The following is a 26,370-nucleotide window of genomic DNA, read 5'->3' on the forward strand; positions in this document are numbered from 1 at the left end:
GAGCCGACCATGCCTGCCCAACCGATCGACGGAATCCTTCTTTCCCAACAACTGCGCGGCGAGATCGCCGAGCGCGCCGCCCGGCTTAGCGCCGCCGGCAGGCAGCCCGGCCTGGCCGTGATCCTGGTCGGCGAAGACCCTGCCAGCCACGTCTATGTGCGCAACAAGGTCAAGGCCTGCGGCGACGTCGGCTTTCATTCGGTGCTCGAGAAGTACGAGGCCGATTTGTCCGAAGCCGCCCTGCTCGACCGTATCGCCGCCCTCAACGCCGACCCGTCGATCCACGGCATCCTGGTGCAGATGCCGCTGCCGCGGCATATCGACCCGAGCAAGGTGATCGAAGCGATCGCCACCAGCAAGGACGTGGATGGCTATTCGGTGCTGTCGGCCGGCGAGCTGGTCGCCAACCTGCCGGGCTTTCGTCCCTGCACGCCCTACGGTTGCATGAAACTCATCGACAGCACCGGCGTCGATTTGCGTGGCAAGCATGCAGTCGTGATCGGCCGCTCCAACACTGTTGGCAAGCCGATGGCCCTGCTGCTCTTGCAAGCCAATGCTACCGTCACCATCTGCCATAGCGCGACGCCGGACCTGGGTCTGTATACCCGCCAGGCCGACGTGGTGGTTGCCGCCGTGGGCCGGCGCAATACCCTTACGGCCGATATGGTCAAACCCGGCGCGATCGTGATCGACGTCGGCATGAACCGCGACGACGCCGGCAAGCTGTGCGGCGACGTCGACTTTGCCGGGGTGCGCGAAGTGGCCTCCTACATTACCCCGGTGCCGGGCGGCGTCGGACCGATGACGATCACGATGCTGTTGATGAACACCGTGGAGTCGGCCGAGCGCGTGCATCGCAGCAGCCAGGACTGCCCGACGCAAGCGACCGGAATGGAACCGACACCCGGCCTTGCATAAATCCGGAACCTATTCAGGAAGAGACGACCATGAACTTTGACACCAGCAATCCCCTACTCGAATTCTCCGGCCTGACCCGTTTCGACGCGGTCAAGCCCGAGCATGTCACGCCGGCCATCGACCAGCTGATCAAGGAAGCAGCCGAGGTCGTGGCCCGGCTGGAAGCACCGGTAGCGACGGTGAGCTGGGACAGCTTCGTGGTGCCGCTCGAAGAAGCCACCGAACGCCTGGGCCGCGCCTGGGGCGTGGTGAACCACCTGAACAACGTCATGGACACGCCCGAACTGCGCGCGGTCTACAACGAAAACCAGCCCAAGGTCACCGAGTTCTGGACCGCACTCGGCCAGAACGAGGCGCTGTTCGCCAAGTACAAGCAGCTGCGCACGGGCGACGACTACGACAGCTTGAGCCCGGCGCGCAAGAAGATCGTCGACAACGCGCTGCGCGATTTCCGCCTGGGCGGCGCCGAGTTGCCAGAAGCCAGCAAGCAGCGCTTCGCCGAGATCCAGGAACTGCAGGCCGCCACCTCGACCCGCTTCTCGGAAAACGTGCTCGACGCCACCAACGACTACAAGCTGCTGGTCGAGAGCGAAGCCGAGCTGGCCGGCGTGCCGGACGACGTCAAGGCGGCCGCCCGCGCCAGCGCCGAGAAAGACGGCAAGGCCGGCTGGCAGTTCACGCTGCATTTCCCGTCGTACTATCCGCTGCTGCAGTTCTGCGACAACCGCGCCTTGCGCGAGACCATCTACCGCGCCAGCGCCACCAAGGCGTCGGATGTCGGCCTGGTGTTCAGCGAGCTGGAAAAATGGGACAACTCGGCCAACATCGTCAACCTGCTGCGCCTGCGCAACGAAGAAGCCAAGCTGCTCGACTACGGTAATTTTGCCGAAGTCTCGCTGGTGTCGAAGATGGCGCAAAGCCCGCAGCACGTGATCGAGTTCCTGGAAGACCTGGCCAGGCGCGCGCGTCCGTTTGCAGAAAAAGACCTGGAAGAGCTGCGCGCCTTTGCCCGCGACGAGCTGGGCATCCCGGACATGCAGTCGTGGGACGTGGCCTATGCCTCGGAAAAGCTGCGCGAAAAACGCTATGCTTTCTCTGAAAAAGAGGTCAAGCAGTACTTCCCCGAACCGAAGGTGGTGGCCGGCCTGTTCGCCATCATCGAGGAGCTGTTCGGGGTCGCCATCGGGCCCGACCAAGCACCGGTATGGCACCCGGACGTGCGCTTCTTCCGCATCGAGCGCGATGGCGAACTCATTGGCCAGTTCTACCTCGACCTGTACGCGCGCGCCGGCAAGGGCCAGGGCGCCTGGATGGACGACGCGCGCGGCCGGCGCCTGGCCACGGGCGGCATCGTGCAGACGCCGATCGCCTACCTCACCTGCAACTTCACCCCGCCGGCAACGGTCGATGGCAAGCTGCAGCCTTCGCTGTTCACGCACGACGAAGTCATTACCCTGTTCCACGAATTCGGCCACGGCCTGCACCACATGCTGACCGAAGTCGAAGAGCTGTCGGTGTCGGGTATCTCGGGCGTGGAGTGGGATGCGGTGGAACTGCCTTCCCAGTTCATGGAGAATTTCTGCTGGGAGTGGGACAAGCTGCAGCAGATGACTGCGCATGTCACGACCGGCGAGCCGCTGCCGCGCGCGCTGTACGACAAGATGCTGGCCGCAAAGAACTTCCAGTCAGGGATGGTGACCTTGCGCCAGGTCGAGTTCTCGCTGATCGACATGCACCTGCACTACGACTTCGATCCGGAAAGCCAGCACACCGTGCAGGACCTGATCAACGAGGTGCGCGAGAAGTTCTCGGTCCTGATTCCGCCAAGTTTCAACCGCTTCCAGCATGCGTTCGGCCACATCTTCTCGGGCGGCTATGCGGCCGGCTACTACAGCTACAAGTGGGCCGAAGTGCTGTCGGCCGACGCCTATGCGGCCTTCGAGGAAGCGCTCGAAGGCGGCAACCTGGCCGAAACCGGCAAGCGCTTCCAGCGCGAGATCCTGGCCATGGGCGGTTCACGCCCGGCACTGGAATCGTTCAGGGCCTTCCGCGGCCGCGAGCCATCGATCGATGCGCTGTTGCGCCACAGCGGCATGAGCCGCTGAGCGACATTTGAATCGACCCCAGGGCGGCCAGGTGCCGCCCTGTATATTGCTACACCATGACGCGCATCGACTTCCATACCAATATCCCCGACAAGCTGGCCTATGCCTGCCGCCTGGTGCGCAAGGCCCATGCCGCCAAGGCCAAGGTCGTCGTGCTGCTTGAAAATGCCGAGCAGGCCGCAGCGTTCGATGCGGCGCTGTGGACGCTATCCGATACCGACTTCATTGCCCACGTGATGGCGCACGACCCGCTGGCAGCGCTCACGCCGGTAATCGTCACCTTCGACGAAGCGGTGGCGCTGCCGCACCACGACATGCTGGTCAACCTGACGCGCCGCACGCCCGCCGGGCTGGCGCAGTTCGCGCGCGTATTCGAGATCATCTCCCTTGACGAAGACGATGCGGCGGCCGGCCGCCAGCGCTATGCTGCATACAAGAAGCAGTCCTATCCCCTGACCCACTTCGTCGCAGGAAAGTCATGAACCAACATTCCGCTTTTGATGCGAGCATCCCGGTGCTGACCGAAGTCGTGAGCGAGCCGGCCGCCGTCGCTCCGGTTCAAGACGCTGCCATCGCCCCCGAGGCCGAACAGCTCGAACGCCGCGCGCTCGAACGCTGGACCGGCGAGCAATGGAGCGTGCTGGAACGCCGCGTGACCGAACGCGTGCTGCAGCAGTTGCAGGGCCGCGTCGATTTCGTGCTCGAGGGGCGGGTACGCGATGCGATGGCCGACGCGATGCAGCGTTCGCTGGAGCGCTTCAGTGCAGAGCTGGGCGAGGGCCTGCAGGCGGCGCTGGGAGAGATCGTCAGCCAGGCGGTGGCGCAGGAAATCACCTACCTCAAGACGCTCGACGGATAAACGGCGCAGCTACTTTCCGTGCATCGGCTAAGATGACAGCCTCTGTCATCGTTGGGCGGCTCCTGTGAACCGAAAGATCCTGATCGCGGCGCTTGCGGGCGCGGGCATTGTCCTGGCGGGCAGCGCCATCGTTTTCACCGACCGGGTCGAACCGCAGCCGGGCGCCCCCATCGTGCTCACGCCAAAGGCGGCGGCAACGACGCCGTTCTGGTCCGCGCGTGTCACCGCGCTGGCCGGCGACGGCATTCCGGGCACACTGGACGGCCCGGCTGCAGGCAGCCGCTTCAGCGACCCCTTCGGCGTCGCCTTCGACAGCCGCGGCACGCTCCATGTCGCCGACGCCGGCGACAGCAACCGCATCCGCACCCTTGCCCCGGATGGCACCGTGGCCACCTTGGCCGGTGGCCGCGAAGGCTTCCGGGATGGCGCCGGCACGGCGGCCAGCTTCCATACCCCGTCCGCACTCGCCTTCGACCACGCCGGCAACCTGTACGTGGCCGACACCGGCAACCACGCCATTCGCAAAATCGCCCCCGGCGGGGGCGTCACCACGCTGGCCGGCAACGGCATGCCCGGCGGGCTCGATGGCGTCGGGCGCGCGGCCAGCTTCCATGGCCCGGTCGGGATCGCGGTGGACGCCGCCGGCACCGTGTACGTGGCCGATACCTATAACGACCGCATTCGCCGCATCGCCCGCGACGGCAGCGTCAGCACGGTGGCCGGCTCCGGCCAGCCGGGCATGGCGGACGGCCTGGGCACGGCGGCCAGCTTCGACACCCCGAGCGCCATCGCGGTGGCCCTCGACGGCACGCTGTACGTGGCCGATACCGGCAACCACGCGATCCGCAAGATTGCACCGGACGGCGTGGTGAGCACGATCGCCACCCCGCCCGAAGGCGAGCGGCGCCCGGTATTGCGCCGTCCGGTCGGCCTGGCGCTCACGCGCGACGGCTACCTGTACATTGCGGCCAGCTCGGGCGGGCGCATCGTGCAGCTTGCGCCAACCGGCCAGTACCACGCCCTGCTCGACGCCGACGTACCGGCCGCGCAAGACGGCTTCGGTCCCGACGGCACCGTGCAGCTCTACGGTCCGCGCGGCATTGCCGTCGACCGCGACGGCAGCCTGGTGGTGGCCGATGCGCAGGCGCACCGGCTTGAGCGGCTGGCGCCGCCACGCGCTGGCGCCGCGCCCCTGGCGCGCCCGCAGCCGGTGGCGCTGCCGCGCACCGGACCGATACCCTGGCCGGTCGGGCCGCAGGACATGGCGCACGAGGTGGTCGGCGTGATGGGCGAAGTGCGCGGCAGCTATAACGGCGACAGCCGCGACCATTTCCACGCCGGCCTGGATGTACGCGCCGACGTCGGCGCGCGGGTGCTGGCCGTGCTGCCGTCGAAGGTGTCGGACCCGTTTGCCAACTGGGGCTTCGGTTCGCTCAGCGAAGGCATCAGCCTGGGGCCGCTGTCGTACATCCACATGCGGGTCGGGCGTGACGCCCGCGGCAAGGCGCTCGATGCGCGTTTTCTGATGCAGCTCGACCAGCGTGGCAAGGCCGAGCGCGTGCGGGTGCCGCGCGGGACCCGCTTCGCCGTGGGCGACCCGCTCGGCACCATCAATGCGATGGCCCACGTACACCTCGATTATTACCAGGGCGGCGCGGTGGTCAATCCGCTGACCCTGCCCTTCGCCGGATTTATCGACACGGTGGCGCCGCGGATCGACAGCATCGCGCTGTTCGACAGCAGCGGCAAGCGCCTGCGGGCAAACAAGGGCGAGCCGCTGCGGGTAGCGCGGGCGCTGGGCGAGGTCACGATCGTGGCCGATGCCTGGGACCAGGTCAACGGCAACCTGGCGCGCCGCCGCCTGGGCCTGTACCAGCTCGGCTACCAGCTGCTGCGCGCCGATGGCACGCCGGTGGCCGGCTACGAGCGGCCGCGCATCACCCAGGTATTCGACCGTCTGCCGCGCAATCCGGATGCGGTCAAGCTGGTGTACGCGCCATCCAGCGGCATCACCGTGTACGGCAGCAAGGCTACGCAGTTCGCCTACACTGTGAGCAACCGCCTGCGCGATGGCCGGGTGTCAGCCGGGAGCTGGCAGGTCGGTGCGCTGGCACCGGGCGACTATATCCTGCGCATCCACGCGGCCGATTTTGCCGGCCAGGTGGCGCTCGAAGGACGCGACCTGCTATTGCGCATCGAGTAAGCCGGGCTGGTCGACTCCACCGACCGCCTGTTCGGCTTCATCACCGCAGACAGGCTGTTCTATGAGCCATGGATAATGCAGTTCGTCGAGAGGAGAATTTTGTAGACATGAATGTCTAGATGATTTATTGTCGAGCTGCCCCTTCACTCATCGACAAAGGTTCGACACCGATGCTCACACGACTGCTCACCCACCTTGGCGCGGCCCTGCTGCTGGCTGCCACCGCCCTTCCCTGCCTGGGCGCGGACCTGCCCAGTTATCCTTTCATCCATGTCAGCGCCGCCGCCAGCATCGGCATGCGGCCCGATACCGGCGAGATCGACTTCGAGATCGTCTCGGCCGACGCCGACGCCGACAGCGCGTGGCAGCAGGTCACGCAGCAGCTCGAGGCGAGCCGGGCGCTGTTCGCCAGCCACGGCATCGCACCGGACGATGTCAACGTGCAGGACATCCTGCGCCGCTCGCGCAAGACCGAAGTGGCGGGCGACGCCGCGCCGCAGATGGACACCCGGGTCGCGCTCAAGGTCACGGTCCGCAACATGGAGGCCTGGTCCGCCATGATGCGCAGCTTGATGGCGATGCCGAAAGTGGAATCGCTGGCCGTCGCCTTCAGCCGCAGCGACCGCGACAAGATCGAAGCCGAACTGGTGACCAAGGCCCTGGCCAATGCCAGGGGCAAGGCGCAGAACATGGCGCGCGGCATTGGCGCCAGGCTTGGCGCGGCCAGCGGCGTCTCGCTGGGCGCACTGAAGAACCTGTCGAACTCGATGGGAATGGCGCTTGAACCCAACGGCCGCTACACCGACGGCGGCCCCGATGCGGCAACCGACCTGACCCTGGTGGCGGCCATCACCCTGGTGCAGGGCGTGGATGTGATCTACCGGATCGGACGCTAAGCCTGCGGTTTGTCGGGTGGCGCTGCGCCAGTGTGCGCTACCGTTCGAGGTGCGATCTTGTTTCCTCTGCGGAGAACCCCATGCACCTCGCTTGCAAGCTGTCGATCCTCGTTTGCGCGGCAACCGCCGCCAGCACCCATGCGCAGCAGCTCGTCAGGATCGGCCATGCCGGGCCGGTCTCCGGTCCCCATGCCCATCTCGGCAAGGACAACGAAAACGCCGCGCGCATGGCGATTGACGAACTCAACGCCCGTGGCTTCACCATCGCCGGCCAGAAGGTCAAGCTGCAACTGCTGGCCGAAGACGACGGCAGCGACCCCGGGCAAGGCAAGGCAGTGGCGCAGAAACTGGTCGATGCCAGGGTGAACGGCATCATCGGCCACCTCAATGCAGGCACCACGGTGCCAGCGTCGAAAATCTATCACGATGCCGGGCTGGTGCAGATCTCGCCGGCCACCACCGCAACCCAGTACACGCGGCAGAAATTTCCGGGTGCCTTCCGCGTGGTGGCGAACGACGCCAAGCTTGGCAGCGCCCTGGCCAGCTACGCGGTCGAGACCCTCAAGGCGAAGAAGATCGCCATCATCGACGACCGCACCACCCACGGCCAGGGCGTCGCGGCGCACTTCGCGCGCAGCTTGAAGGGGCCCGGCGTGCGCATCGTCGCCAAGGAATTCACCAGCGCCAGCGCCACCGACCACACCGCCATCCTCATGGCGATCCGGGCCAGCAAGCCCGACCTGGTGTTCTTTGGCGGCACCGATTCGGTGGCCGGCCCGATGCTACGCCAGATCAAGGCGCTCGGCATCGAGGCCACCTTCATGGGCGGCGACGGCATCTGCACCGCGGCCCTCGGACACCTGGCCGGCCAGGCCCTCGGCGAGGGCAAGGTGGTGTGCGCCGAAGCGGGCGGCGTGGAGGGCCTGCAAGAACAAAGCATGGCCGACTTCCGCGCGCGCTTCAAGCGCAAGACTGGCGCCGAAGTCCAGCTCTATGCGCCCTACGCTTATGATTCGGTGATGGTAATGGCCACCGCGATGCGCAACGCCAAGTCGGCTGAGCCGGCGAAATACCTGCCCGAGCTCAAGAAAATCCGCTACGCGGGTGTCACCGGCATCATCGAGTTCGACCCGTCGGGTGACATCCTCAAGGGCGCGCTCACGCTGTTTACCTATCAGGGTGGCAAGCGCACCCGCATCGGCGTGATGTAAGCAGCGCCAATAAAAAAGCGCACCATGCTCGACGCAGGTGCGCTTGTTACACGAACAGAGCCAACTTACTTTTGCGCCAGCACCCATTTCACCAGGCTGCGGGCTTCGGCCTCGCTCACCTGTGGATTGGCCGGCATCGGGACCGGGCCCCACACGCCAGCGCCGCCCTTGATGACTTTCTGCACCAACTTGTCTTCGGCGTTTTTCTGGCCGGCGTACTTGGAGGCGACATCCTGGTAAGAAGGTCCGACCAGCTTGTTGGCGACCGCGTGGCAAGCCATGCAATTCTTGGCCTTGGCCAGGTCGGCTTGGGCAAACGCGCTGGTGGACGCGAAGGCCGACATCACCATACACAACAACAAAGACCTTTTCATTTGTTTCTCCAGGTTCATGACCATCTTATTTTACCGTGATTCCTGACAAGGTCACGCAGGGATACACTCTGTAACGAGTGCACAACGGCCGGGCTTGACGAACTCACAATGCTCGTGCGAATTTTTCCACTCGGCATCATTTTGTTTGTACTATGGGGGTCGAAGGAGTCTTCCATGCCGCTGATTTTGCTGATTATTGCCCTGTGCGGGCTGCGTTTTTTTGAAGTTTGGCGCTTCGCCGACCTGTCCTGGTGGTATATCGTCGGCTTGATGGTATTCGCCTTTGTCTGGTTCGAGTTCATCGAGAAAATGCTTGGGCTCGACAAGAAGAAAGACCATCGCTTGCAGTCGAAGCAGCGCGCCGCGCGCGTCAAACAAGCGTTCGACAAGCGCCGCTGAGCTGGCGCGCGATCGCGCAGGATGTTGTGTGATATGTTCAGCATATCACTCGGCCCAATCCATACATCCTGCATATCAATGACTCCTGAACTGCGCCAGCTGCGCCATTTCGTCGCCGTCGCCGAAGAACTGCATTTTGGCCGTGCCGCCGAACGGCTGCACATGACCCAACCGCCCCTGTCGCAAAGCATCGCCGGCCTCGAAGAGCTGCTCGGCGCCCCGCTATTCTTGCGCAACCGCCGCCAGGTGGCGCTCACGGCCCCCGGCCACGCACTGCTGCCGGAAGCGCGCCGCATCCTCGACGACGCCGCCCGGCTGCCGGATCTGGTGCGCCGGGTCGCCGGCGGCGAAGCCGGACGCCTGACGCTGGCTTTTGTCTCCACCGCCGACTACAGCGTGCTGCCTGCCATCTTGCAGCGCTACCGCGCCGCCTTCCCGGCGGTAGCGCTGGTGCTGCGCGAAGCGACCTCGGACGTGCAGGCCGACGAACTGCTGCACGACCGCATCGACGCCGGCTTCGTGATCCCGCCGCTGCCCGGCAAGATGGACAGCGCCATCGACTACATCAAGCTGCTCGAAGAGCCGCTGATCCTGTGCGCGCCTGCAGGCCTCGATGCGCTCAGGCGCGCCGGCCCGGTAAGCCTGCGCGAGCTGCCGCCGCTGCCGCTGGTGATCTTTCCGCGCGCGGTGGCGCCGAGCCTGCACGACGCCATTCTGGGGTGCTTTCGCGCCGCCGGCATCACGCCGGTCATCGGCCAGGAAGCGATCCAGATGCAGACCATCGTCAGCCTGGTTTCCGGAGGCATGGGATTGGCACTTGTGCCACAATCGGTGTCGAACCTGATGCGTGCGGGCGTAGAATACCGGGCCCTGGTCGAGCCCACGCCGCTGGCCGAAACCGGCCTGGCCTGGCGCCGCGACAACCCGTCGCCCGTGCTCGGGGGCTTTTTGGATTTAATAAGGAAGAACTGATTATGCTAGTACACCCGAATCCGGACCCGGTTGCCTTTTCGATCGGGCCGGTGGCCATCCACTGGTATGGCCTGATGTATGTGGTGGCCTTCGGCCTGTTCCTGGCACTGGGCCGCCTGCGCATTCGCCAGCCGCATATCGCCGCGCAGGGCTGGAAAGCCGAAGATCTCGACGACATGCTGTTCTACGGCATGCTCGGCGTGGTGGTGGGCGGGCGCCTGGGCGAAGTGCTGTTCTACCAGCCGGCTTATTTCTTCGCCAATCCGCTCGACATCTTCAAGGTCTGGCAAGGCGGCATGTCCTTCCATGGCGGCTTCCTGGGCGTGCTGGTGGCCATGTCGCTATGGGCGCGCAAGTCCCGGCGCAACGTGCTCGACGTGTACGACTTCATTGCGCCGATGGTGCCGCTCGGTTACGCCGCTGGCCGCCTGGGCAATTTTATCAACCACGAGCTGCCCGGGCGCCTGGCCGACCCGAGCCTGCCATGGGCCATGCTGTGGCCGGGCGTCGACGGCCCGCGCCATCCGTCGCCGCTGTACCAGATGCTGCTCGACGGGATCGTTGTCTTCATCCTCCTGTGGCCGTATGCGCGCAAGCAGCGCCCGCGCCTGGCGGTGGGCTCCATGTTCACGCTGCTGTACGGGTGCGCGCGCTTCACTACCGAATACTTCCGCGTGCCGGACTGGGAAATCGTGGTGGCCGGCATCCCGGTCACCTCGGGCCAGGTGCTGTCGCTGCCGATGATCATTGGCGCCCTGCTGATGCTGGCCTGGGCTTACCGCCAGGCGCCCGGCCGGCCGGTGCACGCCTGATCCTGGCTCGCTTCAAGCGGGCGTGAGCGCCCGCTGCAAGTCTTCCAGCGTAGCCGGCTTGGTCAGGTGCAGGTCGAAGCCCACGCCAAGCGCCTGCGCCACATCGGCCTTCTGGCCGTAGCCGGTCAGCGCCACCAGCCGCAGCGCCGGATCAATCCGGCGCAGCTGCGTTGCCAGTGCATATCCATCCATGTCGGGCAGGCCGATGTCCAGCACGGCCACGTCCGGCGCCTGGCGTCGGGCTTCGGCCATCGCCGCCGCCGCGGTGCCGGCCACGCTGACCGCGTGTCCCATGTGCTCGAGCAAGGCGCCGGTCGCCGCCGCGGCGTCAGCGTTGTCGTCCACCAGCAGCACCCGCAGGCGCCCCGGCGCAACCACGCTCGCCCCTTGCGCGCGGGGCTCGGCGGCCGCCCCGAGCGGCAGCACCACTTCGAAGCGGCTGCCCCTGTTCTCGCCCTCGCTGAATGCCGCCACCGCGCCGCCATGCAGTTCGACGATCCTGCGCACGATCGCCAGGCCCAGTCCCAGCCCGCCGGTATGGCGCGCCAGCGGCTGCGGCGCCTGGAAAAAGGGATCGAATATGCGCTCGAGCATGGCCCGGCTCATGCCCACGCCATTGTCGCTGACCACCAGGCGGGCACTGGCACCGTCGGCCGTAAGCACCACCCGCGTAGCGTCCTTGCCGAAGCGCGCCGCGTTCGACAGCAGGTTGTTGAGTACTTGCGTCAGGCGGCTTTCGTCGCCGCTCACCCATACCTCGCCAGGCGCGGCCGCGTCGACCGGGGTGCCGGGAAACGAGGCCACCACATGGCGCACCACCTCGGCCAGGTTGACCGGCCGCAGCTCGATCTGCAGCTTGCCACTGGTGATGCGCGAGACGTCGAGCAGGTCGTCCACCAGCCGCTTGAGGTGGTTGGCCTGGCGCCGCAAGATGGTACGCTCGCGCACGTTCGATGCTTCGCCGCGCAAGTCCATCAGGTCGAGCGAGGTGACGATGGGACTGAGCGGGTTGCGCAGTTCATGCCCGAGCATGGCGAGGAATTCATCCTTGACCCGGCTGGCGGCGCGGCTGTCTTCCAGCGCGCCCTCGAGCGAGGTCAACAACTGCGAGCGCTCGGCCTCGTGCGCGTCGCGCTGGCTTGCCGCGGCCTGCAGCGCCGTTTCCATCTGCTCGATCTCGGTAATGCGCGACGGCGCCACCGTCACCGGCAAGCCGGCGCCCAGCGCGGTGGTGCCCTGCTGCAGGCTGCGAAACGAGCGCGCGATGCGCCCTGAAAGCAGGGTGGCGATCAGCGCGCAGACCAGTAGCGAAGCCGCCAGGCCAGACGCGTACAGCACAATGCCGGGCAAGGCGGCCTGCGCCAGTGCCGAAATTGGAATGCCGACCGCAACAGACCATCCATAACGCGAACGAACATATGCGGAAGCCACCTGCTCGCCCGTGGGCGAGGTAGTCTGGCCGACCGCTTCGGGGCCGCCGTCTTGCATCAGCCGCTGCAGCGTCGGGTGGGGCGCCTTGCCGACTGCGCTTGCCTGCCTGATCGAACGCGCCACGATTTTTCCATCGCCATCAAGGATGGCGATCACGGACTCGGGCGGGATTTTCTGGCGTTCGATCACGCGCAACATCCGGCCCGGCTCGATGATGGCGGTAAGAATGTAGCGCTGGCCTTTGGTGCCGGTAATGGGAATGCGCACCGGGAAGGCGGCGCGGCCGCCCCAGCTCACCATGATATGTCCGGCTACTGGCTGGCGGCTGTCCTGCGCCAGGCGCAGGCTGGCCGGATCGGCAGCCGGCGCGCCCGGGCTGCCATAGGGCGTAGCGGTACGGAACACGATGGCGCCATTGGCGTCGGTCAGGACGACAGCCAGCCATTCGGGCTCGGCGGCGACCTGGGCGCGGGCGACATCGTAGAAGCCACGCAGGTCGCCCACTTCGAGTGCCGGCGTACGTGCGATGCTGGTCAGGGTCGAGACCGCACCATCGAGCTCGGCGTCGACGGCGCTCGACAACGCACGCGCCAGATCGATCAGCGAGCGTTGCTGCTCGCGCTGCTGGTACTGGCTGACCAGGTGCAGGCCCCAGACGCCCATCAGCGCCAGCGGCAGCAGGCCGACGGCGGCCAGCAGCACCAGCAGGCGCCTGAGCGAAACGGTAGAGCGCTGGCGCTGCAGCATGGGTACCTTATGTCAGAACAGACATGCCAGGCATGAGTCGGAAAACCTGAGCTCGACGACGGGCTCGGCCCGGCAAGCAGGTGCTTATTCGTCGAATTCTTCGGCCAGATTCTTCCAGCCACGGCTCTTGGCGAAGGCGGCGAATTCTTCGGGCGCCTCGAGCACGATGGTCTTGCTCTCTTGCAGGCCCGGGTCGCTCGGGCCGAAATCCGGCCCATGGTAGCCTAGCGTACGCAGTCGTTCGACGATCTGCCCCGTGAGCACGGTGTCCTTGTAGGCGCCAGGGTCGAGCTGGGTCTTGAAGTCCACGTAGACGTCGATGATTCCGTAGCCCTCGTCGAAGATGCGGATCGCCTTGACGTCAAGGGTGCGGCCGTTGCCATCCCTGGCCTGGAAGGCGCCGGACAGCTCAATGTCGGTATCGGTAGTCATGACGCAAGCATACCACTGCGGCGCGATCGGGGCATCCCTAATGCGGGCGCTCCGGCAGCGCTGCATTGGCATTGCGGGCTGCCAGGCACGACCCGCGCAGGGTCACGGCTCGCTACGGTCGAGATCAACGATCAGCGCTTCCATCTCGCCGATCTCCTTGCGCTGGGTAGCAATGATGGCGTCTGCCATCTCGCGCACGCGGGGATCGCGAATGTGCGCCCGCTCGCTGGTCATGATGGCAATCGAATGGTGTGGGATCATGGCACGCATGTAGGAGACATCGTCGACCGTTTCCTGGCTGCGTACCAGCCAGAGCGATGCAGCAATCACGATGGCTGCGCCGATAAAGATGGCCGCATTCGCTTTTTTGTTCTTGTACATGTGCCTCATGAATCCGAGCATGATGATGGCCATAGCAGCCCCCATCAAGAGCGCCATCCAGGCACGTGTCTGGCTGAAGTAGATGTGCGCCGCCTCGTAGGTCGTCAGGTAAGTGAGCGCATACATGACCAGCGTCGAACTCAGGATCATCAAGCCGAAACGTGCGTAAGCATTCATTTTTTTCTCCCACTATCCATGAAATGTTTTTCGGACCCTGCATGATGTCCGTTTTAAACAAAGCGTGGCGCAGGCAAGGGGCCGAAAGCAGATGACGCCGGACCTCGCACGCTGGCCGATTGTCGCGTTCGCCCATGCTATCCTGCGCCGAACGAGGCAGGCCTGCCTGCCTTCCATGAACCAGGAGAGAAGTGGGGATGAAGCGGCAAAACCGATGGTGGCTCGCGCTGGCAGGATTGGCCGTGCTGGCGCTCACCGCACTCTGGCTTGCGTGGCATCCCGCCTTGCCACCACTGGATGCGCCCGCCCGCATCGACACCGCCCTCGTCGAGCGCGGCGCCAACCTGGCGCGCCTGGGCATGTGCGCGTCGTGCCACACCGCCGACCCGGCACGGCCTTTCGCTGGCGCCCTAGCGCTGGCCACCCCGTTCGGCACCGTCTACAGCACCAATATCACGCCCGACGCGCGCACCGGCATCGGCGCCTGGAGCGAGCAGGCGTTTACCCGCGCCATGCGCCAGGGCGTCGCGCGCGACGGCCACCTGCTCTACCCCGCCTTCCCCTACAACCACTACGCACAGCTGGCGCAGGACGATATCCGCGCGCTGTATGCGTTTATCATGACGCGGCCGGCGCTCACTGCCCCCGCCCGCGACAACGACCTGCACTTCCCGTTCGGCTTCCGTCCACTCGTGGCTTTCTGGAACCTGCTCTACCTCGACGACGCGCCCTGGCAGGCCGACTCGCGCCAGTCTGCCGAATGGAATCGCGGCGCCTACCTGTCCAACGCGCTGGCCCATTGCAGCGCGTGCCACACGCCGCGCACGCTGCTCGGAGGCCTCGACCTGGAGCGCCAGCTAGGCGGCGGAGAATCCGGCGGCTGGTACGCGCCGGCGCTGAATGCTGACGCGCCTTCTCCCATGCCCTGGACGCATGAACACCTGCTGCGCTACCTGCGTACCGGCATCGCACCCGGCCATGCAATCGCCGCCGGACCGATGCAGGACGTGGCGGCCCAGCTCGGACAATCCGATCCGCAAGACGTGGCCGCCATCGCCACCTACATCCACGGTTTCCTGCGCCAGGCGCCCGCGCGCGCCACGCCGGCGCCCAAGCCCGGCGCCCTGCCGGTCCCCGCTGCCGGCGGCCCGGATGCGGCGCAGATGCGCCTCGGCTACCAGGTGTATGCGATGGCGTGCGCGCGTTGCCATGGCGCTGGCCGCGGCGCCAGTTCCGGCAGCGCCCTGCCGCTGCAGCAAGCCAGCGCGCTGTACCACCCCGACCCGCGCAACCTGCTGCACATCGTCCGCCAAGGCATCGCGCCACCTGGCGGCGAGCCGGGACGCGCGATGCCGGGCTTTGGCGCGCTGCTCGACCACGCGCAGCTGACCGCGCTGGCGGCTTACCTGCGGCGCTACGGCGCCGGGGCCGAGCCATGGCCGAAACTTGCGAATGGCGTAGAGGACTCGATCCAGGAAGCGAAACAACCATGACCACTTACCGCCTGCAGGTCAACGGCAAGCCGCACACGGTCGATGTCGATGCGGACACCCCGCTGCTCTACGTGCTGCGCAACGACCTGAAGCTCAATGGCGCGAAATTCGGCTGTGGACTCGGGCAGTGCGGGGCGTGTACGGTGATGCTCGACAAGGCGCCGGTGCTGTCCTGCCTGCTGCCGGTGTCGCTGGTCGGCACGCGCGCCGTGCGCACGGTGGAAAGCCCGGGCACGCGCTGGGTTCCGAGCGTGGTGCTGCAGCAGGCCTTCATCGACGAGCAGGCGGCGCAGTGCGGCTACTGCATCGCCGGCATGATCATGCGCGCCACCGCGCTGTTCGAACGGGTGGCCGCGCCGACCGATGAGCAGATCCGCGACTGGATGCAGCCCAATTTGTGCCGCTGCGGCACCCACCTGCGCATCCTGCGCGCGGTGCGGCGCGCCGCCGACGTGCTGGCGGCCCAACCGGTACGCAAGCTGCGATGAACACACTCCCCACACACCCGGGACGGCGCCGCTTTCTTGGCGCTAACGGCTACCTGATGCTGTCGTTCGCGCTGCCATCGCAGCTGCACGCCCAGGGCGCCGGGCTGCCGGGTAGCCTGCAGCAGACACCCTGGCTGGACGCCTGGATCCGGGTCGGCGCCGACAACCGCGTCACCGTCTTTACCGGCAAGGCCGAGCTGGGCCAGGGCATCAAGACCGCGCTGCTGCAGGTGGCCGCGCACGAACTGCAAATCGATCCCGGACGCCTCTTGATGGTCACCGCCGACAGCGACCGCACCCCCGACGAAGGCTATACCGCCGGCAGCAATTCGATGCAGCACAGCGGCACCGCACTGCGCCATGCCGCGGCCCAGGTGCGCGCCCTGCTCTTGCTGCGCGCGGCCACCCGCCTGGCGGTGCCGGCCGCGGCCCTGGTGCAGTCCAACAGCGTGTTTCGCGCGCCCGATGGCCGCCGCGTCAGCTTCGGCGAACTGGTGGCCGGCGCCCAACAGCATGTGCGCGCCACCAGCGCCCTGCCCCCGCGCCAGTCCGGTGCCCCGCGCTATGCCGGCGTGACGCTGGCGCGCATCGACATTCCCGGCAAACTCAAGGGCCAGCTCGCCTACGTGCACGACCTGCGCCTGCCCGGCATGGTGCATGCGCGCGTGGTGCGCCCGCAGTCGCCGTCGGCGCGGCTGCTCGCGGTCGATACCGCGCAGGTGGCGCGCATGCCCGGCGTGCTGGAGATCGTGCGCGACGGCCGCTTCCTGGCGGTGGTGGCCGACGAGGAGTGGCGCGCAGTGAAGGCGGCGGCGGCGCTGGCGCGCGCCGCGCGCTGGGAGCAGCTCGATTTGCCGCTGGCCGGCAAGGACGTGGCCTCGCTGGTGCGCAGCCTGCCGTCGCAGCCGCGGCAAGTTCTCGCACGCGGAACAGCCGGCGCGGCCGGGACCACCCTGCGCGCCAGCTATACGCGTCCGTTCCAGCTGCATGCCTCGCTCGGCCCATCCTGCGCCGTCGCGCAACTGGAACAAGGCCGCTATACCGTCTGGACGCATTCGCAGGGCGTGTTCCCGCTGCGCGCGGCGCTGGCCGAACTGCTCGGGGCGCCCGAGGAAGCGATCCGCTGCGTCCACATGGAGGGCTCCGGCTGCTATGGCCATAACGGCGCCGACGACGCCGCGGCCGACGCGGTGCTGCTGGCGCGCGCCTTTCCCGGCAGCCCGGTGCGGGTGCAGTGGATGCGCGAGGAAGAGCATTGCTGGGAGCCCTACGGCCCGGCGATGCTGGCCGAGGTGCAGGCCACGCTGGACGCAGCCGGCAAGATCGTCGACTGGCAATACGAGGTCTGGAGCCAGCCGCACAATACGCGTCCCGGCAAGGCCGGCAACCTGCTGGCGGCCACCCACCTGGCACGGCCGTTCACGCCGCCGCCGCCGCAAGCGATCCCGCAGCCGCAGGGCGGCGGCGACCGCAACGCCATTCCGTATTACACGCTGCCGAACGCGCGCGTGACCCACCGCTTCCAGGCGGCCGGGCCAGTGCGCACCTCGGCCCTGCGTTCGCTCGGCGCCTACTGCAATGTGTTCGCCATCGAGAGCTTCATGGACGAACTGGCGCGCGCCGCCAGGGCCGACCCGGTAGCCTTCCGCCTGCGCCACCTGCAGGATGCACGCGCGATCGAGACGGTGCGGCTGGCGGCCGCCAGATTCGGCTGGGACGGCTACCAGAAGACGGCCCGGCGTGGCCGCGGCTTCGCCTTCGCCCGCTACAAGAACCTGGCCGCCTACTGCGCGATCGCGCTGGAGGTCGAGGTGGTGCTCGACACCGGCCTGGTACGCATCACGCGCGCGGTCGCCGCCGTCGACTGCGGCGAGATCGTCAGCCCGGACGGGGTGCGCAACCAGATCGAGGGCGGCATTCTCCAGGCGTGCAGCTGGACCCTGCTCGAAGGCGTGCGCTTCGACGCCAGCCGGGTGCTCACGCAGGACTGGGCGAGCTATCCGATCCTGCGCTTCAAAGGCGTGCCGGACCGGGTCGAGGTGCACCTGCTGGACCGCCCCGGCCAGCCATATCTCGGTACCGGCGAAGCCGCGCAAGGCCCGGCCGCCGCGGCGCTGGCCAATGCGGTGGCCGATGCCGTGGGCGTGCGGGTGCGCGACCTGCCGCTGGATCGGGCGCGCATGCGCACCCATGCCGGATAGGGCTGACGGCGCGCTGCTACCCATGCCGCATGACTTGATGCTTTTGCACCCCGCAGCTGTCTTGACAGGCCGTCTGCGCGTTTAGAATGGCGGCGCCTGCCTGATGCGGCAGGCCAACGACAACGACTAGGGAGCAACATGCTGAAGAAGACAATGGTGGCCGGCGCGGTTGCGCTCGGCCTGGCCGGCTGCGCGGCGCCGACGCGCATACCGCTCGATGCCGCGGCACGCGACAAGCTGGCGCAGGTCCGGGTGGTGCACGCACTGGCCCAGGATGAAATCGTGGTGCGCGCTCCGGCGGCCGGTGCCAGCGCCGCAATGGGTGGGGGCTTGATCGCTGCCATCATCGATTCGAAGATCGGCGAGGTGCGCCAGAACAAACTGCAAGGTACGCTAGCGCCCTTCTATGCCTCGGTGGACGATTTCAACTTCCGCTCGCTGTTCGCTGGTTCCCTGGAAAGCAGCCTGCGCGAAGAGAAGACCCTGCGTTTCGGCGCCATCGAGCATGCCGCACAAAACCTGCTGCATGCCGAAGCCGAGGCGCAGCGCAAGGCGCTCCCGGAAGGCCAGGGACTGATGCTCGGCACCACCTCGTATACGTTCTCGCCCGACTTCAGCCGCTTGAGTGTAGCGACCCAGGTCCAGCTCAACCAGTCGGGCAAGGAAGACCCGGTCTTCAAGAACACCTATTTCTACCAGTCGGCGCCGGTGGGCGCCGGCGAGGCAGAGTCCCTTGCACTGTGGGCCGACAAGGACGGCGCGCGCTACCGCGAGGCTGCACGGGAGAGCGTCGTGCAAATCCTGAAGATGCTGCGCATGGACCTCGCCGCAGGCGCCGCCGACGCTGCGCCGGGACCGCAGCTTGCGCTGACGGCGCTCGGGACGCCGGTCAACGTTGCGGTCAAGGGACCGGCACTCGAGGACGGCGCCAACCGCGCCATCGTGCGCCACACCGACGGCACACTGTATTCGCTGCCGCACACCACCACCGGAGGACTGCCGCAATGAACAAGCACATCCTTATTGCCGCGGCATCGTCGGCATTCGCCCTGGGCGCCCTGCCCGCGCTGGCCGCCCAGGAAAAGACGCCGCTGGTGTTCGACGCAAGCGTCAGCGACGCCACGCCCGCATTGCGCAAGGACGCCTGCAAGCTCAATATCCTGGGCATCAGCGACGAGCGCTTTTCGAAGGGCGGCATTGGCGCCGATTCGCCGGTGGCCACCGATGCGCCGCAAGCATGGGTCGGCACCGGGCTGGAATCGCTCAAGGCCTATGGCTACACGGTCGGGCGCAGCAGCGCGCCGGTAGCGGGTGCGCTCAATCTCGACGTGCGCCTGATCCGTGCCTACACCTGGCTGGGCCACATGCGCATCAACGGCATGGTGGCGGCGGACGTCACGCTGGTGTCGCCATCGGGCAGCCGTACGCGCAAGTTCCGCGCCAGCGGCAGCAAGAGCAATATGATGAACGCGAACTCGGAACACGTCACCGCGCTGAACTACGCCTTCAACCACATGGTGCACCAGATGGCGGCGGGACTTTCCAGCGAGTGCGCCGGCGCCACGATCGCGGCGCGCTAGCAGCCATCGCCTCACCGGCCGGACGGCCGGTGAGGCTCCGGTGCATTGTCAGTTCACGGCTTTCCAGAACATGTAGGCCGCCAGCGCATACAGGATCACCGCAAAGATCTTCTGCAGCCGGCGCACCGGCATCTTGTGCGCGGTGCGCGCGCCGAGCGGCGCCATGGTCACGCTGGCCAGCGCGATGATCGCCAGTGCCGGCAGGTAGACGAAGCCGAGCGAATACGCCGGCAGCCCGGTCTCGCCCCAGCCGTGATAGACGTTCGAGATGGTGCCCGACAGCGCGATCGGAAAGCCCAGCGCGGCGCTGGTGGCCACCGCATTCTGAATGCGTACGCCGCACCAGGTCATGAAGGGCACCGACACGAAGCCGCCGCCCGCCCCCACGATGCCCGACAGGGTGCCGATCACGCCGCCCGCCGCGAACATGCCCGGCGCGCCCGGCAGCGCGCGCGCGGCCGCCGGCTTTTTCCCGATCAGCATCTGGGTCGCCGAAAAGGCGACGAACACGCCGAAGAACAGCGCCAGCACCGGGGCCTGCATCTGCTTGCCGATCCAGGGCCCGATCCAGGAGCCCAGCAAGATGCCGGGCGCGAGCTGCCTGACCACCGGCCACAGCACCGCGCCATGCTGGTGGTGGGCGCGCACCGACGACAGCGAGGTAAACAAGATGGTGGCCAGCGAGGTGGCGATCGCCATGTGGATCGTCAGTTCGGGGGAGAAACCGCGCGCGGTGAAGATCATCGTGATAAAGGGCACCAGCACCATGCCGCCGCCGATGCCGAGCAAGCCGGCCGCGAAGCCTCCGAACGTTCCCATCGCCAGCAGCGCCAGGATCAGGCCGATGTCCATCAGCGCTTCCCTTCTCTTGACAGGGCGACGATGGTGTTCCACTGCGCGCTCGTGACCGGCGAGATCGACAGCCGGCTGCCCTTGCGCAGCAATTCCATGTCTTCGAGTGCCGGATAGGTGCGCAGTTCGGCCAGCGGCAGGTAGCGTCCGGCCTCGACCGCGCGCACATCGACCGAGATCCAGCGCGGCTGCTCGGGGGTCGCCTTGGGATCGTGGTAGCGCGAGGCGGCGTCGAACTGGGTCGCGTCCGGATACGGGCTGCTCGCCACTTCGGCCAAGCCCGCCACGCCCGGCAGCGCGCAGCTGGAGTGATAGAACAGGATGCCGTCGCCGACCGACATCGCGTCGCGCATGAAGTTGCGGGCCTGGTAGTTACGTACGCCGTACCATGCCACGGTGCTTGCCGGCGCGGCCAGCACGTCATCGAAACTGACTTCGTCAGGCTCGGATTTCATCAACCAATAGCGCACCGCGCCTCCATAGAACCAATGCGCCGGGCGCACAAAAAAAAACGGCTGCGTACCAAGGTGCGCAACCGCTCGTATGTAGTGCCCCGCCTGTGCCGTTATTGCCGGCATCCCGAACCAAAAGGCTCAAGGTGGTCGCAGTCAGCTCAATTTCGGGTTCGTCAAACTAGTGACGATCGCGCCCACCAAGCATTGTTCCACAACCTATGCGAAAGAATGGTTCAAGGAATATATGGCAAATCTCGAACACCGCAGGGTAGACGCCAGTTTACTACGATGGACTGCGAAGTCAAACGAATTCAGGCTCAGCCGAGATTTTCCTGCGGCGCCAGCGCGCCGTCGAGCACCGTGTGCATCACTTCGAGTTTCTGCTTGACTTCCAGGATCGACATGTCCGACAACGGCCCCTGGGGCGACTTCACTGACAGGAATTCGGCGGCGACGCTCAGCGCCGCCATCACGGCGATACGGTCGGTTCCCTTGACCTTGCCCGAGTCGCGCAGCGCGCACATCTTACCGTCGAGGTAATGGACGGCCTCGCGCAGCGTGCGCTCTTCGCCATCGCGACAGGCCAGCCGATACGACTGGCCCATGATGGTGCAATCGAGATGGATCATTGGGTGGCCTCGCTGTCGTGGGGAGCCTGCGCGGAGCTCGCTTGTGGAGCGTCGGGCGCAGCGCCGTCGGCGTCAGCGGCCTGCGCCTCTGGTGCCGGGAACTGCTCGAGCAGGGCTTCGACGCGGCTCTGGGCCAGCAGCATGCGCTCCTTGAAGCTGAGGTTCTCGGCGCTCAGCAGGCTGTTGGCCTGGCGCAGCAGGTAGTTCTCGGCACGCAATGACTGGGTCAATTGGGCGAGCCTGTCGATTTTGTCGGAGAGGTCTTGGAATTCGGAAATCATTCAACACTATAGGTCTGAGAAGGTTTTTCAGTCAACCGTATTGCGCGCAGCCGGGGCGCGGGCAAAAGGACTGGCGCGATGCGCGCGGCAACAGCGCGCCATGCAGTGTACCCTGCCGGGCTGTTGTCTGCGACACCACACACCGGAGGGGCATAGTTCCCGGATTATTGCGGTTTCACAAATAAGTCCCCTGCCCCTGCCACATTGAGTCTTGAAATAGGGGGTTATCGTCCCTATAATTAGCTCTCGTTAGCACTCGTTGGTAGAGAGTGCTAACAACCGCAGTTACCAATTCCAGCCGACGCCGACAGGCGGCGGCGCCGAGTAGCTAGTCAAACCACTGAAAAACAAGGAGTTTTGCATGAACCTTCGTCCTTTGCACGATCGCGTAATCGTGAAGCGTCTCGACCAGGAAACCAAGACCGCGTCCGGCCTGATCATCCCTGATGCAGCCGCCGAGAAGCCGGACCAGGGCGAAATCCTCGCCGTCGGCAACGGCAAGGTGCAGGACAACGGCCAGCTGCGCGCGCTCGAAGTGAAAGTCGGCGACCGCGTCCTGTTCGGCAAGTACTCGGGCCAGGCCGTCAAGGTCGATGGCCAGGAGCTGCTGGTCATGCGCGAAGAAGACATCATGGCCGTCGTGGCCCTGTAATCGTTCCCGCATTTCCCCCGCAATCCATTCACGAAATCATTCGGAGAAATACACATGGCAGCTAAAGAAGTAATCTTCGGCGACGCAGCGCGCGCCAAAATGGTCGAAGGCGTCAACATCCTGGCCAATGCAGTCAAAGTCACCCTGGGCCCGAAAGGCCGCAACGTCGTGCTGGAGCGCTCGTTCGGCTCGCCGACCGTGACCAAGGATGGCGTCTCGGTCGCGAAAGAGATCGAACTCAAGGACAAGCTCATGAACATGGGCGCGCAGATGGTCAAGGAAGTCGCTTCCAAGACCAGCGACAACGCCGGTGACGGCACCACCACCGCGACCGTGCTGGCACAAGCCATCGTGCGCGAAGGCATGAAGTTCGTTGCCGCCGGCATGAACCCGATGGACCTCAAGCGCGGCATCGACAAGGCAGTTGCTGCCACCGTCGAAGAGCTGGCCAAGATCGCCCGTCCATGCACCACCACCAAAGAAATCGCCCAGGTCGGCGCGATCTCGGCCAACTCCGACTACTCGATCGGCGAGCGTATCGCTGAAGCGATGGACAAGGTCGGCAAGGAAGGCGTCATCACCGTCGAAGACGGCAAGTCGCTGAACGACGAACTCGATATCGTGGAAGGCATGCAGTTCGACCGCGGCTACCTGTCGCCTTACTTCATCAACAACCCGGACAAGCAGGTCGCCGTTCACGAGAACCCGTTCATCCTGCTGTGCGACAAGAAGATCTCGAACATCCGTGACCTGCTGCCGATCCTGGAGCAAGTCGCGAAAGCCGGCCGTCCGCTGGTGATCGTCGCCGAAGACATCGAAGGCGAAGCGCTGGCGACCCTGGTGGTCAACAACATCCGCGGCATCCTCAAGACCGTCGCCGTCAAGGCACCGGGCTTCGGCGACCGCCGCAAGGCCATGCTGGAAGACATCGCTGTCTTGACCGGCGGCCAGGTCATCGCCGAAGAAGTCGGCCTGACCCTGGAAAAGGTCACGCTGGCTGAACTGGGCCAGGCCAAGCGCGTCGAAGTGGGCAAGGAAAACACCATCATCATCGACGGCGCCGGCGCCGCTGAAACGATCGAGGCACGCGTCAAGATGGTGCGTATCCAGATCGAAGAAGCGACCTCGGACTACGACCGCGAAAAGCTGCAAGAGCGCGTGGCCAAGCTGGCCGGCGGCGTTGCCGTGATCCGCGTCGGTGCAGCCACCGAAGTCGAGATGAAAGAGAAGAAGGCCCGCGTCGAAGACGCACTGCACGCCACCCGCGCTGCCGTGGAAGAAGGCATCGTGCCAGGCGGCGGCGTTGCCCTGCTGCGCGCGCGTTCGTCGATCAACGTCCAGGGCGACAACCCTGACCAGGACGCTGGCATCAAGATCGTCCTGCGCGCCATGGAAGAGCCGCTGCGCATGATCGTCCAGAACGCCGGCGATGAGCCGTCGGTCGTGGTCGCAGCCGTGATCGCCGGTACCGGCAACTACGGTTACAACGCTGCCAACGGCACCTACGGCGACATGGTCGAAATGGGCGTGCTCGATCCAGCCAAGGTCACCCGCTCGGCACTGCAAAATGCAGCGTCGATCGCCGGCCTGATGCTCACCACCGATTGCATGGTGTCGGAACTGGCCGAAGACAAGCCAGCCGGCGGCATGGGCGGCATGGGTGGCATGGGCGGCATGGGCGGCATGGACGGCATGATGTAATGTGCCGGAAGGCGCCGCCCTGGCGGCGCCTTCCAGTCCTGCCCCAAAAGCCTGCCTGGTTCACGCCTCGCAGGCTTTTCTACTTCTTGGAGGATGCATGACGACTGTGGATGTCAACGAACTGGAAGACGCCGTACTGCTGGTGAGCGACCCAGAGCATGGTGCGCGGGCATGGGTTGGCCTCGACACGGGCAGCGTGTACGTGCGCGCCGGCGGCATCGATCCCGACGCGCAGCCCCTGCCGGAAAATATCGCCACCTCGGACCGCTACACCCGGGTGCCCGGCTCGTGCAGCCTCGACCTGGGACAGGTAGTGGTGTTCGACTTCGTCCAGGCCGAGATGCCCGAACAATACGACCACGTCCGACGAATGTTCGAGCGCCAGGCTGCCTACCGCCATTTTGGCAAACTGGTCGACGAGCGTGGCCTGCGCGAGCGCTGGCATGCGTTCCGCGATCAACGCACGGTGGCGGCCTTGCGCGGCTGGTGCGAAGCAAACGGCTTGCAGCTGAGCGTGCGCTGACCGAATGACAGCCTCGCTGGTATCACCACCACCTTCACCTTCATGATCCGCCCGACATTCTTCACCGACGCCCCGGCCTTTCGCAGCTGGCTCGCAGCCAACGCCACCACCGCCACCGAGCTGCTGGTCGGTTTTTACAAGCCCGGCAGCGCCCAGCCCTGCCTGTCGTTTCCGGAATCGGTCGACGAAGCGCTGTGCTTTGGCTGGATCGACGGCCGCCGCAAGCGCATCGACGACGACAGCTACGTGATCCGTTTCACGCCGCGCCGGCCGGCATCGGCCTGGAGCACGGAAGACATCGCCAGGATCGACCGGCTGCGCGCCGAAGGCAAGATGCTGGCGGCCGGCGAAGCGGCGTTTGCCTTGCGCATGGCGGCCAAACCCGTCGTGCATGCGCCAGAAAAAAAAGAGGCCGCCCAGCTCGCGCCCGACGAACGCGCAGCCTTCCAGCGCAATCGCGCGGCCTGGGACTATTTCCAGGCGCTTCCGCCTGGCTACCGGAACGCCATCCTGCACTGGGTTACCAGCGCGCGCAAGGAGCAGACCCGCACGGCGCGGCTGGCTGGCTTCATCGCGGCCTGCGCGGCCGGCGATCGGCTCGCGTAGGGCGCGCTCATATTGCCGGAAAAACACGCATGGTTTAGACTGCCCCCTCACCCAACGAGGCCTTCCATGTTCACACGCGCCGCACCCCGTCCTTACCTAGCCCTGCTGGCCATCTCGCTGGCCGCGGCCCTGGCGCTCGGCGGCTGCAAGCGCAGCGAACCCGAGGCGCCCAAGCCGGCTGCTGCCCCGGCCACGGCCAAGCAGGCGCCCACCCGCACCAGGGAGCAGGCGATGATCGCCCTGCTGGCAGTGCCCGAACTCAAGGCCAGGTCGGCGCAGATCGAAAAGCGCTCGAAGGGCAAGGCGCACGGCGCTGTCATCGAGGACGATCCCGAGCCGCGCGAAATCAATGGCCGCAAGTACTACCAGCTCAGTTTTGTCGAAAACCGCGCCAACGAGGTGCGCCGCGGCGAGAGCTTCCTGGTGGCGCTGCAGGGCGACGACATCCTGGTGGAAGACACCGAAACCGATACCCTGCGCACGCTGCAGGAATGGCGGCGCGATATCAAGCGCGTGGACTTGAAGAGCGCGGATTGACCCGCCTGGCGCAGCTCATCGGCCAGTCCAGCAAGCGCCAACTGGCCGGCTTGTCGTTCGTATTCGTGTGGTTCTTCGTCGGCGGCATCCTGCACTTTGTCGCCACCGATATCGAAGCCAGTATTGTTCCACCCTATATCCCGTGGCCGGTGGCGGCGGTGCTGGTGAGCGGCGCCTTCGAGCTGCTGGGCGCGGCCGGCATCGTATTGCCGTCGACCCGCCGGGCCGCGGGGATCGGCCTGTTCCTGCTGACGCTGGCCGTGACGCCCGTGCACGTGTACATGCTGCAGAATCCGGAATTGTTCGGGGTGCCGCTATGGGCCCTGTGGCTGCGCCTGCCGGTACAGGTGGCCTTGCTATGGCTGATACTCTGGAGCACCTGGAAACCCAGGCCGCGTCACATCGTCAAGCCTTCGACAGTAGCTCCATGATGAACTGCCCGTTTGCTCGGGCGG

The 26,370-nt window shown here is 66.1% G+C and carries 29 protein-coding genes and 1 other RNA gene; 21 read left to right on the forward strand and 9 right to left on the reverse strand.

Features of this window, described 5'->3' with window-relative positions; genetic code table 11:
* The first annotated feature begins 9 nt into the window (after positions 1 to 9).
* The 7 genes from folD to NRS07_RS16005 all read left to right on the forward strand — a co-directional run bounded on the left by folD (position 10) and on the right by NRS07_RS16005 (position 8,192).
* Positions 10 to 918, forward strand: a complete 909-nt coding sequence (folD, locus tag NRS07_RS15975) for a bifunctional methylenetetrahydrofolate dehydrogenase/methenyltetrahydrofolate cyclohydrolase FolD (RefSeq protein ID WP_259208666.1) — start codon at positions 10 to 12, stop codon at positions 916 to 918.
* 29 nt (positions 919 to 947) lie between these two features.
* Positions 948 to 3,023 carry a M3 family metallopeptidase gene (locus tag NRS07_RS15980; RefSeq protein WP_259208668.1) on the forward strand — a complete coding sequence of 692 codons (2,076 nt, stop codon included), beginning with the start codon at positions 948 to 950 and terminating at the stop codon, positions 3,021 to 3,023.
* A 56-nt stretch (positions 3,024 to 3,079) separates the two neighbouring features.
* The gene (locus NRS07_RS15985; protein WP_259208669.1) at positions 3,080 to 3,505 is read left to right on the forward strand and encodes a DNA polymerase III subunit chi; all 426 of its coding nucleotides are present in this window, start codon (positions 3,080 to 3,082) and stop codon (positions 3,503 to 3,505) included.
* Entirely contained in the window at positions 3,502 to 3,882 is a 381-nt protein-coding gene (locus tag NRS07_RS15990) for a hypothetical protein (protein ID WP_259208672.1), read from the forward strand. The genes NRS07_RS15985 and NRS07_RS15990 overlap by 4 nt, the downstream gene beginning before the upstream one ends.
* A gap of 64 nt (positions 3,883 to 3,946) precedes the next feature.
* Complete coding sequence (locus NRS07_RS15995; RefSeq protein WP_259208674.1) at positions 3,947 to 6,085, forward strand: NHL repeat-containing protein; 2,139 nt, start codon at positions 3,947 to 3,949, stop codon at positions 6,083 to 6,085.
* Positions 6,086 to 6,255: 170 nt separating this feature from the next.
* A complete protein-coding gene (locus tag NRS07_RS16000; RefSeq protein WP_259208675.1) occupies positions 6,256 to 6,981 on the forward strand; it encodes an SIMPL domain-containing protein in 726 nt (241 codons plus the stop codon).
* An 80-nt stretch (positions 6,982 to 7,061) separates the two neighbouring features.
* Positions 7,062 to 8,192, forward strand: coding sequence for a branched-chain amino acid ABC transporter substrate-binding protein (locus NRS07_RS16005; RefSeq protein WP_259208677.1), 1,131 nt, complete (start codon positions 7,062 to 7,064; stop codon positions 8,190 to 8,192).
* 65 nt (positions 8,193 to 8,257) lie between these two features.
* Here NRS07_RS16005 and NRS07_RS16010 read toward each other — a convergent pair whose 3' ends face one another.
* On the reverse strand, positions 8,258 to 8,566 hold the full coding sequence (locus tag NRS07_RS16010; RefSeq protein WP_259208679.1) for a c-type cytochrome: 309 nt from the start codon (positions 8,564 to 8,566) through the stop codon (positions 8,258 to 8,260).
* 174 nt (positions 8,567 to 8,740) lie between these two features.
* Between NRS07_RS16010 and NRS07_RS16015 the strand changes: the two genes are divergently transcribed.
* The 3 genes from NRS07_RS16015 to lgt all read left to right on the forward strand — a co-directional run bounded on the left by NRS07_RS16015 (position 8,741) and on the right by lgt (position 10,749).
* Positions 8,741 to 8,965 carry a TIGR04438 family Trp-rich protein gene (locus NRS07_RS16015; protein WP_259208683.1) on the forward strand — a complete coding sequence of 75 codons (225 nt, stop codon included), beginning with the start codon at positions 8,741 to 8,743 and terminating at the stop codon, positions 8,963 to 8,965.
* Between the two features lie 78 nt (positions 8,966 to 9,043).
* Positions 9,044 to 9,937: a LysR family transcriptional regulator gene (locus NRS07_RS16020; RefSeq protein WP_259208685.1), complete on the forward strand. Its 894-nt coding sequence runs from the start codon at positions 9,044 to 9,046 to the stop codon at positions 9,935 to 9,937.
* 2 nt (positions 9,938 to 9,939) lie between these two features.
* Entirely contained in the window at positions 9,940 to 10,749 is an 810-nt protein-coding gene (gene lgt / locus NRS07_RS16025; RefSeq protein ID WP_259208687.1) for a prolipoprotein diacylglyceryl transferase, read from the forward strand.
* 12 nt (positions 10,750 to 10,761) lie between these two features.
* Here lgt and NRS07_RS16030 read toward each other — a convergent pair whose 3' ends face one another.
* From NRS07_RS16030 to NRS07_RS16040, 3 genes are all read right to left on the reverse strand, one after another.
* A complete protein-coding gene (locus tag NRS07_RS16030) occupies positions 10,762 to 12,927 on the reverse strand; it encodes an ATP-binding protein (protein WP_259208690.1) in 2,166 nt (721 codons plus the stop codon).
* Positions 12,928 to 13,011: 84 nt separating this feature from the next.
* On the reverse strand, positions 13,012 to 13,359 hold the full coding sequence (locus tag NRS07_RS16035) for a hypothetical protein (protein WP_259208692.1): 348 nt from the start codon (positions 13,357 to 13,359) through the stop codon (positions 13,012 to 13,014).
* Between the two features lie 102 nt (positions 13,360 to 13,461).
* Positions 13,462 to 13,917: a DUF305 domain-containing protein gene (locus tag NRS07_RS16040; protein ID WP_259208694.1), complete on the reverse strand. Its 456-nt coding sequence runs from the start codon at positions 13,915 to 13,917 to the stop codon at positions 13,462 to 13,464.
* Positions 13,918 to 14,114: 197 nt separating this feature from the next.
* Here NRS07_RS16040 and NRS07_RS16045 point away from each other — a divergent pair, with 197 nt between their 5' ends.
* The 5 genes from NRS07_RS16045 to NRS07_RS16065 all read left to right on the forward strand — a co-directional run bounded on the left by NRS07_RS16045 (position 14,115) and on the right by NRS07_RS16065 (position 19,679).
* Positions 14,115 to 15,410, forward strand: a complete 1,296-nt coding sequence (locus NRS07_RS16045) for a cytochrome c (RefSeq protein WP_259208697.1) — start codon at positions 14,115 to 14,117, stop codon at positions 15,408 to 15,410.
* Entirely contained in the window at positions 15,407 to 15,898 is a 492-nt protein-coding gene (locus NRS07_RS16050; protein ID WP_259208699.1) for a (2Fe-2S)-binding protein, read from the forward strand. The genes NRS07_RS16045 and NRS07_RS16050 overlap by 4 nt, the downstream gene beginning before the upstream one ends.
* Complete coding sequence (locus NRS07_RS16055) at positions 15,895 to 18,099, forward strand: molybdopterin cofactor-binding domain-containing protein (RefSeq protein WP_259208702.1); 2,205 nt, start codon at positions 15,895 to 15,897, stop codon at positions 18,097 to 18,099. Before NRS07_RS16050 ends, NRS07_RS16055 begins: the two co-directional genes overlap by 4 nt.
* A 138-nt stretch (positions 18,100 to 18,237) precedes the next feature.
* On the forward strand, positions 18,238 to 19,107 hold the full coding sequence (locus NRS07_RS16060; protein ID WP_259208704.1) for a hypothetical protein: 870 nt from the start codon (positions 18,238 to 18,240) through the stop codon (positions 19,105 to 19,107).
* The gene (locus NRS07_RS16065) at positions 19,104 to 19,679 is read left to right on the forward strand and encodes a hypothetical protein (RefSeq protein ID WP_259208706.1); all 576 of its coding nucleotides are present in this window, start codon (positions 19,104 to 19,106) and stop codon (positions 19,677 to 19,679) included. Before NRS07_RS16060 ends, NRS07_RS16065 begins: the two co-directional genes overlap by 4 nt.
* A 48-nt stretch (positions 19,680 to 19,727) precedes the next feature.
* Here the strand turns inward: NRS07_RS16065 and NRS07_RS16070 are convergent, their stop codons facing one another.
* From NRS07_RS16070 to NRS07_RS16090, 5 genes are all read right to left on the reverse strand, one after another.
* Positions 19,728 to 20,531: a sulfite exporter TauE/SafE family protein gene (locus tag NRS07_RS16070; protein ID WP_259208708.1), complete on the reverse strand. Its 804-nt coding sequence runs from the start codon at positions 20,529 to 20,531 to the stop codon at positions 19,728 to 19,730.
* A complete protein-coding gene (locus NRS07_RS16075; protein ID WP_259208709.1) occupies positions 20,531 to 21,001 on the reverse strand; it encodes an EVE domain-containing protein in 471 nt (156 codons plus the stop codon). Before NRS07_RS16075 ends, NRS07_RS16070 begins: the two co-directional genes overlap by 1 nt.
* A 76-nt stretch (positions 21,002 to 21,077) precedes the next feature.
* Positions 21,078 to 21,259: non-coding RNA, 6S RNA (gene ssrS / locus NRS07_RS16080), on the reverse strand.
* 44 nt (positions 21,260 to 21,303) lie between these two features.
* On the reverse strand, positions 21,304 to 21,615 hold the full coding sequence (locus NRS07_RS16085; protein ID WP_259208712.1) for a cell division protein ZapA: 312 nt from the start codon (positions 21,613 to 21,615) through the stop codon (positions 21,304 to 21,306).
* Complete coding sequence (locus tag NRS07_RS16090; RefSeq protein ID WP_259208714.1) at positions 21,612 to 21,896, reverse strand: hypothetical protein; 285 nt, start codon at positions 21,894 to 21,896, stop codon at positions 21,612 to 21,614. Before NRS07_RS16090 ends, NRS07_RS16085 begins: the two co-directional genes overlap by 4 nt.
* A gap of 361 nt (positions 21,897 to 22,257) precedes the next feature.
* On the opposite strand from NRS07_RS16090, the gene groES reads away from it, so the two are divergent.
* The 6 genes from groES (at position 22,258) to NRS07_RS16120 (ending at position 26,346) form a co-directional block, all read left to right on the forward strand.
* The gene (groES, locus tag NRS07_RS16095; protein ID WP_091872698.1) at positions 22,258 to 22,548 is read left to right on the forward strand and encodes a co-chaperone GroES; all 291 of its coding nucleotides are present in this window, start codon (positions 22,258 to 22,260) and stop codon (positions 22,546 to 22,548) included.
* 54 nt (positions 22,549 to 22,602) lie between these two features.
* Positions 22,603 to 24,249, forward strand: coding sequence for a chaperonin GroEL (gene groL, locus NRS07_RS16100; RefSeq protein WP_259208719.1), 1,647 nt, complete (start codon positions 22,603 to 22,605; stop codon positions 24,247 to 24,249).
* Positions 24,250 to 24,346: 97 nt separating this feature from the next.
* Positions 24,347 to 24,772, forward strand: a complete 426-nt coding sequence (locus NRS07_RS16105) for a hypothetical protein (RefSeq protein ID WP_259208722.1) — start codon at positions 24,347 to 24,349, stop codon at positions 24,770 to 24,772.
* Positions 24,773 to 24,814: 42 nt separating this feature from the next.
* Positions 24,815 to 25,378, forward strand: coding sequence for a YdeI family protein (locus tag NRS07_RS16110; protein ID WP_259208725.1), 564 nt, complete (start codon positions 24,815 to 24,817; stop codon positions 25,376 to 25,378).
* A gap of 66 nt (positions 25,379 to 25,444) precedes the next feature.
* The gene (locus tag NRS07_RS16115; protein ID WP_259208729.1) at positions 25,445 to 25,915 is read left to right on the forward strand and encodes a hypothetical protein; all 471 of its coding nucleotides are present in this window, start codon (positions 25,445 to 25,447) and stop codon (positions 25,913 to 25,915) included.
* Entirely contained in the window at positions 25,912 to 26,346 is a 435-nt protein-coding gene (locus NRS07_RS16120) for a hypothetical protein (RefSeq protein ID WP_259208730.1), read from the forward strand. Before NRS07_RS16115 ends, NRS07_RS16120 begins: the two co-directional genes overlap by 4 nt.
* Positions 26,347 to 26,370: the final 24 nt, after the last annotated feature.

The organism is Massilia sp. H6 (assembly GCF_024802625.1).
Classification (GTDB): domain Bacteria; phylum Pseudomonadota; class Gammaproteobacteria; order Burkholderiales; family Burkholderiaceae_D; genus Telluria.

What these genes read in the sequence shown, in the direction of transcription:
- folD (WP_259208666.1), top strand. Translation starts at nt 10, where the DNA reads ATGCCTGCCCAACCGATCGACGGAATCCTTCTTTCCCAACAACTGCGC.
- NRS07_RS15980 (WP_259208668.1), top strand. Translation starts at nt 948, where the DNA reads ATGAACTTTGACACCAGCAATCCCCTACTCGAATTCTCCGGCCTGACC.
- NRS07_RS15985 (WP_259208669.1), top strand. Translation starts at nt 3,080, where the DNA reads ATGACGCGCATCGACTTCCATACCAATATCCCCGACAAGCTGGCCTAT.
- NRS07_RS15990 (WP_259208672.1), top strand. Translation starts at nt 3,502, where the DNA reads ATGAACCAACATTCCGCTTTTGATGCGAGCATCCCGGTGCTGACCGAA.
- NRS07_RS16000 (WP_259208675.1), top strand. Translation starts at nt 6,256, where the DNA reads ATGCTCACACGACTGCTCACCCACCTTGGCGCGGCCCTGCTGCTGGCT.
- NRS07_RS16005 (WP_259208677.1), top strand. Translation starts at nt 7,062, where the DNA reads ATGCACCTCGCTTGCAAGCTGTCGATCCTCGTTTGCGCGGCAACCGCC.
- NRS07_RS16010 (WP_259208679.1), bottom strand. Translation starts at nt 8,566, where the DNA reads ATGAAAAGGTCTTTGTTGTTGTGTATGGTGATGTCGGCCTTCGCGTCC.
- NRS07_RS16015 (WP_259208683.1), top strand. Translation starts at nt 8,741, where the DNA reads ATGCCGCTGATTTTGCTGATTATTGCCCTGTGCGGGCTGCGTTTTTTT.
- NRS07_RS16020 (WP_259208685.1), top strand. Translation starts at nt 9,044, where the DNA reads ATGACTCCTGAACTGCGCCAGCTGCGCCATTTCGTCGCCGTCGCCGAA.
- lgt (WP_259208687.1), top strand. Translation starts at nt 9,940, where the DNA reads ATGCTAGTACACCCGAATCCGGACCCGGTTGCCTTTTCGATCGGGCCG.
- NRS07_RS16030 (WP_259208690.1), bottom strand. Translation starts at nt 12,927, where the DNA reads ATGCTGCAGCGCCAGCGCTCTACCGTTTCGCTCAGGCGCCTGCTGGTG.
- NRS07_RS16035 (WP_259208692.1), bottom strand. Translation starts at nt 13,359, where the DNA reads ATGACTACCGATACCGACATTGAGCTGTCCGGCGCCTTCCAGGCCAGG.
- NRS07_RS16040 (WP_259208694.1), bottom strand. Translation starts at nt 13,917, where the DNA reads ATGAATGCTTACGCACGTTTCGGCTTGATGATCCTGAGTTCGACGCTG.
- NRS07_RS16045 (WP_259208697.1), top strand. Translation starts at nt 14,115, where the DNA reads ATGAAGCGGCAAAACCGATGGTGGCTCGCGCTGGCAGGATTGGCCGTG.
- NRS07_RS16050 (WP_259208699.1), top strand. Translation starts at nt 15,407, where the DNA reads ATGACCACTTACCGCCTGCAGGTCAACGGCAAGCCGCACACGGTCGAT.
- NRS07_RS16055 (WP_259208702.1), top strand. Translation starts at nt 15,895, where the DNA reads ATGAACACACTCCCCACACACCCGGGACGGCGCCGCTTTCTTGGCGCT.
- NRS07_RS16060 (WP_259208704.1), top strand. Translation starts at nt 18,238, where the DNA reads ATGCTGAAGAAGACAATGGTGGCCGGCGCGGTTGCGCTCGGCCTGGCC.
- NRS07_RS16065 (WP_259208706.1), top strand. Translation starts at nt 19,104, where the DNA reads ATGAACAAGCACATCCTTATTGCCGCGGCATCGTCGGCATTCGCCCTG.
- NRS07_RS16070 (WP_259208708.1), bottom strand. Translation starts at nt 20,531, where the DNA reads ATGGACATCGGCCTGATCCTGGCGCTGCTGGCGATGGGAACGTTCGGA.
- NRS07_RS16085 (WP_259208712.1), bottom strand. Translation starts at nt 21,615, where the DNA reads ATGATCCATCTCGATTGCACCATCATGGGCCAGTCGTATCGGCTGGCC.
- NRS07_RS16090 (WP_259208714.1), bottom strand. Translation starts at nt 21,896, where the DNA reads ATGATTTCCGAATTCCAAGACCTCTCCGACAAAATCGACAGGCTCGCC.
- groES (WP_091872698.1), top strand. Translation starts at nt 22,258, where the DNA reads ATGAACCTTCGTCCTTTGCACGATCGCGTAATCGTGAAGCGTCTCGAC.
- groL (WP_259208719.1), top strand. Translation starts at nt 22,603, where the DNA reads ATGGCAGCTAAAGAAGTAATCTTCGGCGACGCAGCGCGCGCCAAAATG.
- NRS07_RS16105 (WP_259208722.1), top strand. Translation starts at nt 24,347, where the DNA reads ATGACGACTGTGGATGTCAACGAACTGGAAGACGCCGTACTGCTGGTG.
- NRS07_RS16110 (WP_259208725.1), top strand. Translation starts at nt 24,815, where the DNA reads ATGATCCGCCCGACATTCTTCACCGACGCCCCGGCCTTTCGCAGCTGG.
- NRS07_RS16115 (WP_259208729.1), top strand. Translation starts at nt 25,445, where the DNA reads ATGTTCACACGCGCCGCACCCCGTCCTTACCTAGCCCTGCTGGCCATC.